The 14,362-nt window shown below is 52.6% G+C and carries 14 protein-coding genes; 11 read left to right on the top strand and 3 right to left on the bottom strand.

Annotation, left to right across the window (positions count from 1 at the left end; genetic code table 11):
* The first annotated feature begins 415 nt into the window (after nucleotides 1-415).
* Nucleotides 416-898, top strand: a complete 483-nt coding sequence (locus H7K52_RS12845) for a YciE/YciF ferroxidase family protein (RefSeq protein ID WP_008925700.1) — start codon at nucleotides 416-418, stop codon at nucleotides 896-898.
* A 10-nt stretch (nucleotides 899-908) separates the two neighbouring features.
* Nucleotides 909-1,415: a ferritin-like domain-containing protein gene (locus H7K52_RS12840; protein ID WP_004571240.1), complete on the top strand. Its 507-nt coding sequence runs from the start codon at nucleotides 909-911 to the stop codon at nucleotides 1,413-1,415.
* Between the two features lie 72 nt (nucleotides 1,416-1,487).
* Here H7K52_RS12840 and treF read toward each other — a convergent pair whose 3' ends face one another.
* Both treF and H7K52_RS12830 read right to left on the bottom strand, forming a co-directional pair.
* Complete coding sequence (gene treF / locus H7K52_RS12835) at nucleotides 1,488-3,146, bottom strand: alpha,alpha-trehalase TreF (protein WP_050540840.1); 1,659 nt, start codon at nucleotides 3,144-3,146, stop codon at nucleotides 1,488-1,490.
* 356 nt (nucleotides 3,147-3,502) lie between these two features.
* Entirely contained in the window at nucleotides 3,503-4,360 is an 858-nt protein-coding gene (locus H7K52_RS12830; RefSeq protein ID WP_105099896.1) for an SDR family oxidoreductase, read from the bottom strand.
* Between the two features lie 97 nt (nucleotides 4,361-4,457).
* Here H7K52_RS12830 and H7K52_RS12825 point away from each other — a divergent pair, with 97 nt between their 5' ends.
* From H7K52_RS12825 to H7K52_RS12790, 8 genes are all read left to right on the top strand, one after another.
* Nucleotides 4,458-4,838: a winged helix-turn-helix transcriptional regulator gene (locus tag H7K52_RS12825; RefSeq protein ID WP_004571237.1), complete on the top strand. Its 381-nt coding sequence runs from the start codon at nucleotides 4,458-4,460 to the stop codon at nucleotides 4,836-4,838.
* Between the two features lie 780 nt (nucleotides 4,839-5,618).
* Complete coding sequence (locus H7K52_RS12820; protein WP_008925698.1) at nucleotides 5,619-7,031, top strand: cytochrome ubiquinol oxidase subunit I; 1,413 nt, start codon at nucleotides 5,619-5,621, stop codon at nucleotides 7,029-7,031.
* 1 nt (nucleotide 7,032) lies between these two features.
* Nucleotides 7,033-8,037 carry a cytochrome d ubiquinol oxidase subunit II gene (gene cydB, locus H7K52_RS12815; RefSeq protein ID WP_008925697.1) on the top strand — a complete coding sequence of 335 codons (1,005 nt, stop codon included), beginning with the start codon at nucleotides 7,033-7,035 and terminating at the stop codon, nucleotides 8,035-8,037.
* A gap of 1 nt (nucleotide 8,038) precedes the next feature.
* The gene (locus H7K52_RS12810) at nucleotides 8,039-8,212 is read left to right on the top strand and encodes a DUF2474 domain-containing protein (RefSeq protein ID WP_004571235.1); all 174 of its coding nucleotides are present in this window, start codon (nucleotides 8,039-8,041) and stop codon (nucleotides 8,210-8,212) included.
* Nucleotides 8,213-8,430: 218 nt separating this feature from the next.
* Nucleotides 8,431-9,300, top strand: a complete 870-nt coding sequence (locus tag H7K52_RS12805) for a helix-turn-helix domain-containing protein (protein WP_078804949.1) — start codon at nucleotides 8,431-8,433, stop codon at nucleotides 9,298-9,300.
* Nucleotides 9,301-9,518: 218 nt separating this feature from the next.
* Nucleotides 9,519-9,713, top strand: coding sequence for a hypothetical protein (locus H7K52_RS12800; protein WP_004571233.1), 195 nt, complete (start codon nucleotides 9,519-9,521; stop codon nucleotides 9,711-9,713).
* Between the two features lie 321 nt (nucleotides 9,714-10,034).
* Nucleotides 10,035-10,817 carry a siderophore-interacting protein gene (locus tag H7K52_RS12795; RefSeq protein WP_004571232.1) on the top strand — a complete coding sequence of 261 codons (783 nt, stop codon included), beginning with the start codon at nucleotides 10,035-10,037 and terminating at the stop codon, nucleotides 10,815-10,817.
* A 71-nt stretch (nucleotides 10,818-10,888) separates the two neighbouring features.
* A complete protein-coding gene (locus tag H7K52_RS12790) occupies nucleotides 10,889-11,428 on the top strand; it encodes a PadR family transcriptional regulator (RefSeq protein WP_004571231.1) in 540 nt (179 codons plus the stop codon).
* Here H7K52_RS12790 and H7K52_RS12785 read toward each other — a convergent pair whose 3' ends face one another.
* Entirely contained in the window at nucleotides 11,429-11,725 is a 297-nt protein-coding gene (locus tag H7K52_RS12785; RefSeq protein WP_004571230.1) for an Rdx family protein, read from the bottom strand.
* 239 nt (nucleotides 11,726-11,964) lie between these two features.
* On the opposite strand from H7K52_RS12785, the gene H7K52_RS12780 reads away from it, so the two are divergent.
* Nucleotides 11,965-14,337 (top strand): TonB-dependent receptor domain-containing protein, encoded by a 2,373-nt coding sequence (locus H7K52_RS12780; protein ID WP_008925696.1) that lies wholly within the window; start codon nucleotides 11,965-11,967, stop codon nucleotides 14,335-14,337.
* Nucleotides 14,338-14,362: the final 25 nt, after the last annotated feature.

Raw genomic sequence — 14,362 nt, 5'->3', positions numbered from 1 at the left:
TGAATTATGTCATTGCTCCATCATTGGCAATAGCGGGAGCTGTTAATTGAACCGGAAGAGTTTACTCTTCCGGTTTTTTATTTCCGATAGGTTAAAGCTATACGATTTAATAAAACCGTGTACAACTAAGTTTTGACTGGTTCTTTTTTTATGCAGTTAATCTGAAAAAATGTATACAGTGTTTTATTACTTTGTACAAATTACGATGCAGCTAGCGAAGCCGCAAACATAAAAACATTCCCCGGCTAAATGTCTGCTGTAAAAAGGAAAATGCATTTTACATGCCACTTTTGTCTTAAATTCATACTGACGCAGCGTGCGATATTAAAAATCTCCACTAGACTTTTCAGGTGTCAACGATATGACTGGCGTTGCGTTATTACCGACGCAGCGTTTTAAACAATGAGGCTATCTTATGACAGTGAAAACGTTAAACGACCTGTTCATCCATGACCTATCCGATGTTTACAGCGCTGAGAAACAGATAACCCGTGCATTACCTAAAATGGCGCGTGCAGCCAGTGACGAAAATCTTATCGCTGCGTTTAATCAGCATCTGGAAGAGACCCGTGCGCAGATTGAACGACTCGACGAGCTGGTGGAAGTGACACCTGAAGTCAAAATTAAAAGAATGAAATGTCATGCGCTTGAAGGTCTGGTTGAAGAAGCACAGGAAATTATCGACTCGGTTGAAAAAGGTGAGGTTCGTGATCAGGGGCTGATTGGTGCTGCACAGAAAGTTGAGCACTATGAGATCGCGACCTACGGCACTCTGCATGCGCTGGCACTGAAGCTGGGTTACACCAAAGCGGCAGAGCTACTGGAAGCTACTCTGAACGAAGAGAAGCAAACGGATGAGAAACTCACCCAGGTAGCCGAGTCTATTACCGTCTCTTAAGGAGTAATACATGACTGCGATAGAACATTATCATGACTGGCTGCGCGATGCGCATGCCATGGAAAAGCAGGCTGAAAGTATGCTGAGCAAGATGGCTGGCCGTCTTGAGCACTATCCGGCGCTGGAACAGCGTCTGGCGCAGCATCTGGAAGAGACTAAACATCAGCTGACACTGCTGGAGCAGCTGCTCGACACTCACGGTATCGATCACTCTGTGATGAAAGATGCGATGGGCAAAATGGCGGCGGCCGGTCAGGCTGTTGGGGGTATGTTCAATTCGGATGAAGTCGTGAAGGGCGCTATCAGTGGTTATGTCTTCGAGAATGCTGAGATCGCCAGCTACACCAGCCTGATTGCCGCGGCAGAGCAGGTAGGTGATACGCAGGGCGTACGCATACTTAACGAGATCCGTGACCAGGAAGTGGCGATGGCTGAGTGGCTGCTGCAGAACCTGCCAGAGATCACTCAGCAGTTTCTGCAGCGTGCGTCCCAGCCGGGCGTGGAAGCGAAGAAGTAGTGCTGAATAGCGCGCATGAAAAAGCCGGGATGACCCGGCTTTTTGCGTTAATGCTTTTCAGGCTGGTGATATTCAGTCAGCCATTAAATGTCCATACATCGTCATCAGCTTACGCGTCACGCCGTTAGTCCAGCCAAAGCCATCCTGTAACGGATATTCACCGCCGCCGCCAGGACGCGCACGCTCACCACTGATGTCATATTTCTCTACCAGCTTGTGATGCAACTGATAGAAGTTATTGACCGTATTCAGCCAGTTCACAGCCACTTCTGTTGCCAGCGTCTCTTCGCCATAGTTATTCAGGCCGACAATTGCCATCCACTGCATGGGTGCCCAGCCGTTAGGCCGATCCCACTGCTCCCCGCTTTCGACCATTGAGGTCAGGAGACCGCCGTTGCTCAGCAGCAGATGACGCAACGAGATCGCCTGCAGATGCGCCTGATGCGGCGTCGCCAGGCCCACAAACAGCGGAACCACTGAAGCTACGGTAAAGGCACCGAAACGCTCACGACGCCAGTCATAGTCGCGGAACACACCGGCGGTGCTGTCCCACAGATAACGGGTAATCGCACGTTTACGCGCTTCCGCCTTTTTCTGCCACGCCAGCGCCGTCAGCTCTTCACCTTTGGCGTGCGACAGGGTCGCGATCATCAGCTCCAGCTTGTACAGGAATGCGTTCAGATCGATGGGGATAAACTGAGTCGTTCGGATGCTCGACAGGCGTTTCGGATTTCGCAGCCAGCGAGATGAGTAATCCCAGCCAGACTCCGCGCCAGCACGCAGATCACGATAGACTTCGCTGGCCGGACGTTTAGATTCGCGGGCAGTTTCGACATCTTCCATCCACGACTCATCACGCGGCGTATCGCGATCATCCCAGTAGCGGTTAAGCAGGGAGCCGTTTGGCATCCGCACCACGTGACGATAAGCCTGGTTCGGCATCAGTGAGCCCGCGCCATCCATCCAGAACTGATACTCCTTCATCAGCTGTTCCTGATAGCGTTTCGCACCGCGCACGCCATCTTCTTCGAACAGCTCTACCATCAGTGCAAACACGGGCGGCTGAGAACGGCTGAGATAGTAGGTACGATTGCCGTTTGGCACATGACCGTAGTTATCGATCAGCCAGGCAAAGTTGTCCGCCATGTGACGGAGCAGATCATCGCGGCCTGATTCTGCCAGGCCGAGCATGGTGAAGTAGGAGTCCCAGTAATACGTTTCGCCAAAGCGTCCCCCTGGCACGACATAAGGTTTCGGCAACGGCAGCAGTGATGAGTGCGGCATATGCTGTTGCGGCATTTTGGTCAGAACCGGCCACAGGTCATCAATATGCTCGTTGAGGGTTTTATCCGGGTTAGAGACATAAAAGCTTTCGTTTACGCCAGGCAGATAAAAATGATCGGCGACAAAACGCGACAGGTCGAAATCACTGCTGCGTTTCTGTCGACGATAGCGCATCAGCACATCCAGCGGATCGTACTTAGGCGAACAGTCGGGGAAGGTTTTGCTATCCTCGAAAATCCGCGACATCTGGACATGTTCAAACAGTTCCAGATAACGATCGGCAGGGGTGAGTGCATCCGGAGCCGGTAAGCCTTCAATCAACTCCGGCTCGGGCTCAGAATCCTGCATGCGTTCCAGTTTCAGTTCATGGGGATCGTATTGATACTCAACTTCCGCCCCGGCACGAACCTCTTCAAGTGCATTTTGTTGCTGGCGATGGGTATTAATAACGGCCTCCTGAGCGGTCGTGGTTGCACAAAAGACAAATTATAGACCTCTCATTCAGCGGAACAACAATGCAGAATATCTATGAACGTAATAAAAATTGTCTATTAATCGAGGTTTTTTGATAAATCCCAGACAATTCAACCAAATATAGCAGTGTTCACAAAAAATACATTTCAGATGAATCTCTTAACGGAATGGATAAAAAAATTCAAACTGAAGAAAACTGGCGTTTATTCACATTTTGTAAAAGATAGCCGGGCCGAAAAGGGTGCAGAAAATGGCATACGTAACGGAACGCCGCGCAGAAAGGAGCAGGGAACTAAGCGGGCCTGGTTGCCCGCTCGTTGACAGCAGAATCAGGTGTTCGCCAGCGCCGCGCGAACGACTGTCTGCCAGGGCGTGGTCGGGCGACCAATCAGTTTGCTCAGCTGGCGGGAGTCATTGTACAAACCGCCTTTCTCTGCACCGGCATCCGAGTCTGCCAGCATCTCCGCCAGACCCTCTGGCAGGCCAGCACCCTTAAGCGCGGCGGCAAAATCAGCCTGAGACAGATTGACGTAATCAACCTTCTCACCACTCTGCGCGGCAATCTCTGCAGCAAACTGCGCCAGCGTGTAGCTGTCGTCGCCTGCCAGTTCATACACTTTGCCCGCCTGATCCTCACGGGACATGACTTCAGCCGCCGCTTCAGCGTAATCCTGACGGGCTGCAGACGCGATGCGACCTTCACCCGCCGCGCCGATAAATGCATGATGCGCCAGCGCAGGTGGAATGCTGGCGGCATAGTTTTCGGTGTACCAGCCATTACGCAGCAGGGCGAAGGGGATGCCGGAGGCTTTCAGCAGCGCTTCTGTGGCGCGATGTTCAACGCCTAAGCCCAGTGGTGAGGTGTCCGCATGCAGCAGGCTGGTATAGGCGATGAAGCCTACGCCCGCCGCCTGTGCCGCTTCAATAACGGCTTTATGCTGCGCTTCACGCTGACCCACCTCACTGCCGGAGATGAGTAGCAGTTTATCGACGCCTGCAAAAGCGGCCCTGAGCGTTTCTGGCTGACTGTAGTCGGCCTGTCGGACCGTGATGCCCTGCGCCGCAAGATCGGCCGCTTTGGCGGGTGTACGGACAGCAGCGACGATCTCTTCTGCCGGCACTTTTTTCAGTAAAGCTTCGATAACGAAACGGCCCAGCTGGCCGGTGGCACCTGTTATTGCAATCATGCTATGACTCCTGTGGCTGTTGTTGAAATCCAGACTAAGATATAAACTAATTTTTAGTAAGTACTTACAGAAATGTTAGTTAAGGTGTGCTGATTAAATGTCTGATAAATTGAGTGAAAAATTTAGTCGCGGTGAATTACTTAACGTTAATTGTCCGTCGCGTGATGTGCTGAAACGCGTGACCAGTCGCTGGAGTGTATTGATTCTGCTGGCCCTTCAGGATCAAACGCTGCGCTTCAGTGAATTGCGCCGCACGGTCGGGGGCGTCAGTGAGCGAATGCTGGCTCAGAATCTGCGTTACCTGGAAGAAGATGGCTTCGTGCAGCGAATTGCTTACGATGTGGTGCCTCCGCACGTGGAATATCGCCTGACCCCGCTTGGACGTGAAGTCGGTGAGCAGGTTGTGGGCCTGGCAGACTGGCTGGAACTAAACCTGGGCCGGATTCTGGCGCAGCGCGAAAAATCTGCAGCAGAGTAAAGCTACCCCGTCTCAGCCGTCAGAATGTGACGGCATCGATATTTTTACCTGAAAACTTCTGAGCCCACTTTTGTTTACTGCCTCTCTGATGCCGCAGCCATGCGATAGCAATGGAAATAGATCCTTCAGGCTTTTCGTCCTGTTGCTGATTATTAAGTCGTTTTATCAATCTTCGGGTCGCAATATAGGAGAGTGTGTTGAGCGCTGTTAATAGTGAGGCGTTTTTTGACTCATTTATTTAACATCTTAATGTGTGTTTAACTTCGTGTTTTCTACTTTATTTTATCCATACTCACCTCAGGATTAGTAAGCATTAAACAAAAAAGAAAACAAAACGGCAGAGATGTGGGTTTAAGGGTTTAACCTCTTAAAATATAATGGTATTTAGATCTTTGCTTCTCACTTATAATCTTAAATAACTCCGATTTTTATAGCAAAAAAGTGCCTGAAAACAGGCCGTTGACGATAGTTTACGTGCAGGCATTGCTTTCGCGCGTTCGACTTTTAAAGTGAGAAAATACGTAACATTAACGACACATAAGCACCCTCTGATTAACCTTTCGGCCTTATTTTTAAATAAAAATTTCCCGCCAAAAACAATGACCAAAATCAATAAAGACTGTTATAGTTTTCATTAACCCCACTGTTTCTTTTTCCTCGTCGCAAATAGCTCTAAATTTGCGGCGGGAATTTCAATAAGCGCAGAGAAGTCAGCGCATCAGGCTTAAGTTGTTAATTATAAGTAAATACATGGTGTTCTATGTGGCAAAGAGGTAAGCAATGTTCGGATTAGATGCCTTTCATCTGGCCAGGATTCAGTTCGCATTTACTGTATCCTTCCATATTATCTTTCCCGCCATCACCATCGGTCTCGCCAGCTTCCTGGCAGTACTTGAAGGTATGTGGCTTAAAACACGCGATCAAACCTATCGCGATCTCTACCACTTCTGGTCGAAAATCTTTGCCGTTAACTTCGGTATGGGTGTGGTATCAGGGCTGGTCATGGCTTACCAGTTCGGGACGAACTGGAGCGGCTTCTCTGCGTTTGCCGGGAGTATCACCGGCCCGCTGCTGACTTATGAAGTGCTGACGGCGTTCTTCCTGGAAGCAGGCTTCCTGGGCGTGATGCTGTTTGGCTGGAATCGCGTGGGGCCGGGTCTGCACTTCTTCGCCACCTGCATGGTTGCTCTGGGAACACTGATTTCGACCTTCTGGATTCTTGCCTCCAACAGCTGGATGCAGACGCCTCAGGGCTTCATCATCGAGAATGGCATTGTGGTGCCGCAGGACTGGTTGAAAATCGTCTTCAATCCCTCTTTCCCTTATCGCCTTTTCCATATGTCAGTGGCGGCGTTCCTGGCGAGTGCCTTTTTTGTGGGATCGTCAGCGGCCTGGCATTTGCTGAAAGGGAATAACAATCCTGCTATCCGTAAGATGTTCTCCATGGCGTTGTGGATGGCGCTGATCGTTGCGCCGATTCAGGCGATGATTGGGGATGCACACGGTCTGAACACCCTTGAGCATCAGCCAGCCAAAATCGCGGCGATTGAAGGACACTGGGAAAACCCACCGGGTGAGGCCACGCCGCTGATCCTGTTTGGTATTCCCGATATGGAACAGGAGCGTACCAAATATGCGCTGGAAGTGCCTTACCTTGGCAGCCTGATTCTGACGCACAGTCTGGATAAACAGGTTCCGGCGCTGAAGTCGTTCCCGAAAGAGGACCGCCCTAATTCTACGGTGATCTTCTGGTCATTCCGCGTGATGGTGGCGCTGGGGCTGCTGATGATTACGCTGGGCGTGGTCAGCCTGTGGCTGCGTTTCAAAGGCCGTCTTTACGAGTCGCGTCCTTTCCTGTGGTTTGCTCTGTTAATGGGGCCATCGGGTCTGATTGCGATTCTGGCGGGCTGGTTTACCACTGAAATCGGTCGTCAGCCGTGGGTGGTGTATGGCGTGCAGCGCACCATTGATGCGGTCTCGGCACATGGCGATATGCATATGAGCATCAGCCTGCTGGCCTTTATTCTGGTCTACAGCTCGGTGTTCGGTGTGGGATACCACTACATGATGCGCCTGATTAAGCAGGGACCGGTTGTCGGCGAAGGTCATATCACCGAAGAAGGTGGACCGGGTCAGAAGAAAACGCCAGCGCGTCCGCTTTCCGCTGCCACCTTTAAGGATGGAGACCACTAAGATGATCGATTATTCCGTTATCTGGTTTGTGATTATCGTCTTCGCAACCCTGATGTATATCGTGATGGATGGTTTTGACCTGGGTATTGGTCTGCTGTTCCCGTTCAATAAAGATGCCGGCGAGCGCGACATGATGGTTAACACCGTCGCACCCGTCTGGGATGGTAATGAAACCTGGCTGGTTCTGGGAGGCGCAGGCCTGTTCGGGGCATTCCCGCTGGCTTACGCGGTGATTACCGATGCGCTGTCGATTCCGCTGACCGCCATGCTGATTGGCCTGATTTTTCGGGGTGTCGCCTTTGAATTCCGCTTCAAGGCGGTTGAAGGTCATCGGGCATTCTGGGACAAATCCTTTATTGCCGGGTCTGTTTTAGCGACCTTCAGTCAGGGCGTCGCAGTCGGCGCGTTTCTGGATGGCATTCCGGTTGAGGGACGCCGTTTCGCCGGTTCCGCACTGGACTGGCTGGCACCGTTCCCGCTGTTCTGCGGCGTGGGTCTGGTGGTGGCCTATGCGCTGCTGGGCTGCACCTGGCTTATTATGAAGACCGAGAATGAGCTGCACCGTAAGATGTCCGCGCTGGCGACGCCACTGGTCATCGCGCTGTTAGTGATTATTGGTATTGTCAGCCTGTGGACGCCGTTTACGCATCAGGACATCGCACATCGCTGGTTCAGCAAGCCAAACCTGTTCCTGTTCCTGCCGGTTCCGGTGCTGGTGCTGCTCTGTTCATGGGGCATTGTGCGCGCCATTAAGCGTGAGGCGCACTATTCACCGTTCCTGCTGACGCTGGCGCTGGTCTTCCTGGGCTTCTCCGGTCTGGGCATCAGTGTGTGGCCCAACATTATTCCGCCATCCGTAACCATCTGGGATGCCGCATCGCCACCGCAGAGCCAGGCCTTTATGCTGGTGGGTAGCCTGCTGATTATCCCGATGATTCTGGGTTACACCTTCTGGAGCTACTACGTGTTCCGTGGAAAAATCAAAGCAGATGAAGGATATCATTGATATGAAAAGCCTCAGCAGCATGAAAGACCACAATCACAGTGAAGAGACGAAAGCGCCGTGGTGGAAACGGGTAATGTGGCTGGTGTTTATCTATGCCGCCAGCGTACTGGCGCTGGGCGTGGTCGCCTCGCTGTTCCGCATGATGATGACGGCAGCGGGTATGCGTAGTCATTAATTGTCGCAGACTCCGCCTCACCGTTATCAGGCGCAGTTTTTATCAGGAATCAGAAGGCTGACGTCAGTCAGCCTTTTTTAGTTAGTAACCTAAGCAATTAATGCGGAATTGCCCCGAACGGACGTGCGCGGCTTACCCTTTCCTTACACTGATTCGCCATATTTGTTATCCTTTTTTAATTAAAACCTCAGTCTTAACCCGCGTCGTAAATCGCCATCATGCTCAGTCAGGCCATTAAAAAAAAGCACATCAACGATCTGGTCGAGTGGATTGAAGCCCATCTCACTGACGATCTCAATATCGATCAAATTACCTTGAAATCAGGATATTCAAAGTGGCACATGCAGCGCATGTTCAAGGAGATGACCGGGCAAACGCTGGCAGCCTATACCCGCAAACGGCGTCTGACGATGGCTGCTATGGCACTGCGACTGACACGCATGACGCTGATTGATATTGCCGTACGATTTGGTTTCGATAACCAGCAAAACTTCACCCGGGTTTTCAAAGGCCACTTTGCGCTGACGCCTGGCGCATTTCGGCGTATTCCCCATTTGCCGGTCAAAAACTTCCATGGACGCATTCTGGCGCGATCGCTGGCAGAGCGCGCCACGCTGGTTGAACGCGAGGAAGCGTTGCACCTGTGCGGAGAGAAGCTGGAGTGGGAGTGTAAGTTCGGTGATTATTTTGCCGACCACGATCACCGGGTTGCCGGGCTGGCGCGTCAGATGGTGTCGCTGGCGGGAAGCCATGTAACGCATGGCTGGTTAGGCTTTCAGTATGGCCCCGGGCATAGCTCTGCTGACCAGCAGAATATCAGCCTGTTTCAGGCGCTGGAGCCGCAATATGCCGATCTGCTGAGTGACCACACCAGCAGTTGGAGTGAAGCGGCGGGCCTCTATGCGTCGATTCGCTGGAGCGGCAGACCGGAACAACTGACGCGTTTTATTGAGGATATTTATTATCAACATCTGCCAGCACTGGGTGTAGCGCGGCGTCCTGGCAAAGACCTGCTGCGTCTCGACTTTGCACATTGCAAGCCTGACTGGCTGAGCGGCGTATTTTCAATTCCGGTGATGCAGGCGTAGCCAGCAGGGCAGGGCGAGTGATTCCCGGCCCCGTTAATGCATATTTTGTGCGGTAAACTGTGACAAACCGCACGATTCTATAAACTAACTCGCCGTTCTGGCGTAAAATCCTCTTCCGAAACCCTGTCATACCGGAATCATCGTGCATCCGTGATGGGGCTGGAACATTCATCTGCATTTCAGGCCTTTTCCGGCCAAAACGAAAAACGAAGATAATTATGCGACGCTTAATGATTTCACTGATTCTGGCATTGCCTGTTATGGCAATGGCGCAGCAGGCTGAGCCTTTCTCACCGCCTGCCGGACTGCATCCGCACTCTCAGGCCTCCCAGCATGAAATTCTGGGTGACGGTGAGCTGCCGGAACACACCAGCAGTAACGCTTCCCTCTCCGGATTTAACGACACGCTGTAAATGCTGATACGCTGCCAGACCCGGCGGCGCAACATGACCGGCTCGTCAGGAGTCGGTCAGATTTAACCTTCTCTGCCTGCCTTAAAAAACCCGCAAATACCTCTTTCTGAACGCTTGTCAGGGTCGCTTCACGCCTGCGATACGCACACCTGCATCTCTGTAAAATATATCTTAACAAGTCCGATCGCATTTTTCGTTCTTGTACTTAAGATATATCATAGCTAATCTCCCGGCTTGAGATGAGAATGATTGTTATTCCATGAAATTTTCATGACAGTGCGCATGCCCCTGAATCACGGGCATAGCTTGAGGAGAGATATTTTGACTGCATCAGCTAATCAGCGTTTACCCCAGCGCGTCCGTAATGAACTGCGTTTCCGTCATATTCAGGTCGCCAGTAAAACTAACATTGCCGGTAAATTCTGGCGCATACGGTTCAGCGGCAGCGATCTGGCGGGCTTTACATCGCCAGGCTTTGATGACCACATCAAGGTATTTTTCCCTTCCGCTGAAGGTGAAACACTGGCTCTGCCGCAGATGACCGACGCGGGCATTGTCTGGCCCGAAGGTTTGCGTCCGCAGGCGCGCGACTACACGCCGCTTGAATTCGATGGTGCCTCTTCTCTGACCCTGGATTTCTATATTCACCAGCAGGGCGTGGCGAGTGACTGGGCAACGCAGGCACAGGTGGGCGATAAATTAATTATCGGTGGGCCACGCGGTTCGCTGGTGGTGCCGACCGATTATGCATTTCAGCTTTACGTCTGTGATGAAACCGGGCTGCCAGCGTTTGCGCGTCGTCAGCGTGACGCAAGTGCCCAGTCTTTGCATCTCTATGCCTTTACCGATGACGCGACGGGCCACGGCTATTTATCGGATACGACTGGCGTAACGACAAACTGGTTGGGCAGCGGTCAGATGCAGAAAGCACAGCTCAGCCAGCTGATTGCCCGGCTGGATCAGCTCACACTTCCGGCGGAAGATTACTTTATCTGGCTGACTGGCGAAGGTGAGTTTGTGAAAGCGCTGGCTGACTACTTCACGGTGCAGCGCGGCCTCAGCAGTGATTTTGTGCGGGCGGTGGCCTACTGGCACCAGAAGTAAGCGGCTCTGCCAATTGAGTTTTGCCAGACGGCGGACTACCATCAATCCGACTTTTTCCCGCAGGGCAGGCCATGAAACAGCATCCGAATTCCACCTCATCTGACGATCAGAGTACGCGCGCAGGCGGCTGCGGCGGACGACGCAAACGACGCGAAAAGATGCTGGAAGCAAGTGAGATCCGCCTGCTGATGCTCCATTTCCTGGCGCAGAATGCGGCGCACGGCTATGAACTGATCAAGTCGGTTGAGGTGCTGTCGAAGGGAGAGTATTCGCCTAGTCCGGGGATCATTTACCCCAATCTGACGCTGCTTGAAGAGATGGAGGCGATTGAGGTGGTGGATGCGCAGACAGCGCGCAAAGCCTATCGTCTGACCGCAACGGGAGAGGCGCAACTGGCAGAGAACCTGGAAACGGTCTCCAGCCTGATCACGCGGCTCTCTACGCTGGCGATTCTGGTCAATAACCGCAGCATTCCTGCTGTAGAGCAGGCGATTTATGGGCTGAAGGTCGCGCTGAACCAGCGGCTGGCGCAGGAAGATATCTCAGAAACCGCGCTGCAGACGCTGATTAAGGCGCTGCACGACGCGGCTGAAAAAATCACTCACAGTTAATCAGCTGATTTCGGCTTTGTTTTTGTCGATGTGGCCCAGGGTACGATCCGGGAAACAGATGTCGCGTACGCGCTGTTTTAGCGTGGTCGCATCCGGGAAGCCACCATCACGCTTGCGTTCCCACAGCAGGTGCTCATCCAGCGTAATTTCAAAGATACCACCGGTACCTGGTTTCAGGGTTACTTCCGCCAGATCCTCAGCGAAAGTATGCAGAAGTTCCTGTGCCATCCACGCTGACCGCATCAGCCAGTTGCATTGCATACAGTAGTGAATAACAACCACAGGTTTTTGTGCCATAACTCTATTCCTTTACGTGTTGATAAATGCCAATGCATTCGGGTGAACAATTTGTGCGCTGTGGTTTATATCCAAATGTAAATAAGATTGATAATGATTATCAGTTGCATTAAATTTAAGTCGATAATTACTACACCAGCATGATGTTCTGACTTTTCACGGCTTTTATGCGGAGCCGTTTTACTGTTGCCAGCAAACAAGTGAGCGAATACTAACAATTAATCAGGTAATTCGCGCCTATGTCACCACGTTTTCGGAGATTGACGCAACCGCGTCTGACTCAACTGGCGTTGCTCGCCACCTTCATCAATACCACCTGCACTTATGCTGCGGGCAGTGAATCTGCTACGCTAGCCCTTTCTGACCGCTCTGACAGCAATACCGAACAGGTAATGACGGTGACGGCGCCGGAAATTAAAAAAACGGCAGGCAGTAAAACCTCGCTCTCTGCCAGCGATCTGCAACAGCGTGGTGCCACTGACTTTGGATCGATTATGCGCTATGAACCGCTGATCAGTGCCACCGGTACTAGTGGCGGTTCATCAGCCGGTAAGAGCGGTTTTGATCGGGCTGGTTATACCGGCTACAACATTCGAGGCCTCGAGAGCAACCGCGTCGGTCTGGATGTGGACGGCATTCCGTTGCCGCAGGCCACTGGCCGCAGCTATGTAGGACGCGCTGGTCTCGACAGCTTTGGCATTGGCCGCGATTACATCGATCCTTATATGTTTGGGCGTATTGAGATTGAGAAGGGCGCCACAGCAGTGGATCAGTCGAACACCTCAATTGGCGGCAACGTCTCGTTCCGTAACAAATCCCCGGACGACTATCTGTACTCCGGCAAGCCGACCTTTTTCGGCTATCAAAGTGACTACGACTCCGCCAGCCGCAGCTGGCACAACGGCATGACTGCAGCAGCAGGCGATGACACGCTGAGTGGCATTTTTGTTTACAGCCGTCGTGACGGACAGCAGACCCGTAACAACAGCGATACGCTCGATGCTTATCCGGCCAACTGGCACTCCGATGCCTTTATGACTTCCGGCATCTGGCAGCCCAATGATGCTCACAAGCTCAGCGCGACGGTCGATTACTATCACAAAACTCACCACAGCCATTACGACAGCTGGAGCACTTCCGGCAATACCGTCTGGGGAACGGCACAGCAGCAGAGTGATACCCGCCGCTGGGGCATCAGCCTGGCGGATGAGTACACCCCTTACAATGACCTGATCGACAGCCTGACGACCCGCGTTTACTGGCAGCAGACCCAGGCGCATGACAACACCCTAATGCCGTCGAGTGCCACCGCCAGGCAAACCGTCTATTCCGATTACAACAGCGACAGCTACGGTTTTGACACCCGAGCGCTTAAAAGCGTCGGGCGACATGAACTGAGTGCCGGGCTGAATGCGCGTCTGGTGGATACTGAGCGACCTTTCCGTCAGTCACCGCCAGCCAGTGCTTTTACTGCGATTATGCAGCCGCAGGCTAACAGCCGCAGCTACAGCGTGGGCGGTTATCTGCAGGATACTATCAGCTTCGATGCTGACGGACATCGGGCGGCTATCGTGCCGGGCGCGCGCGTGGCCTATCAGAACACCCGACCACGTGATGTGGCGACGCTGACCACGAACAGTAGCGTGCTTGACGCCAGCGAAGTTTCAGCGCTCTACGGATCGCCAAACAGCGACACCCAGATATTGCCGTCGATCGCCTTCCAGTTCGATCTGACACCGAAGCTGATGACTTATCTGCAATATACCCGTGGCGCGCAGTTCCCCAACGATACCCAGCTCTATGGCTCATGGAACCTTGGCTCCAGCTATGCCGGCACCGCACAGTATGCGCTGATTGGTAATGCAGACCTGAAAACCGAAACCAGCAACAACTACGAGTGGGGTGTAAAAGGAGAGGTGGCAAAAGGCGTCACGCTTAACGCTGCCGCTTTTTATAACGACTATAAAAACTTTATTGCCTTTACCCGTTACAGCCGGGCGGCTAATCCGGGTCAGTTCGTTAATGTGCCCGCCAACATTTACACCACCTATCAGGCGGAGAACCGCGATAAAGCCTACATCTACGGGGCTGAAATCAGCAGTAAAGTGAACTTCGGTAGCTGGTTCAATGAGGTCGAGGGTCTGAGCGCCAATCTGGCGTTGGGTTACACGCAGGGCGCGGCAAAGTCACGCTACCTTGGTGACCGCTACATCGATCTGGAGAGTGTTGCTCCGATGAAAGCGATTGTCGGACTCGCCTGGGATGATGAGGCGCGTGGCTACGGGGCCGCCGTTACCGCTACCTTTGTCAAAGGTAAGCAAGCCAGCGCGACTAACCGCGAAAGCTTCGCTAACAACGGCAGCAGCCTGGCCGACTCCAGCACCGATTACATGCGGGTACCAGGTTATGGCATGGTGGATATGACCGCTTACTGGCGCGTCGCACATAACGTCAGGCTGAGTGGCGGGCTTTACAACATAACCGATCGCAAATACTGGGATTACCTCAGCAGTCGTGAACTGACCAGCGCCACTCAGCAGGAGCGCAACGATCAGGCACTGGCCGTGATGCCGGGCCGTACTTTCCAGTTAGGTGTTAACGTCGATTTTTGATAGCCGTCGCCCTGCGCTGATGCAG

Source organism: Pantoea hericii (genome assembly GCF_014155795.1).
Classification (GTDB): domain Bacteria; phylum Pseudomonadota; class Gammaproteobacteria; order Enterobacterales; family Enterobacteriaceae; genus Pantoea; species Pantoea eucalypti.
Note: the sequence above shows the minus strand (reverse complement) of the source record. Positions and strands in the feature narration are given on the sequence as shown.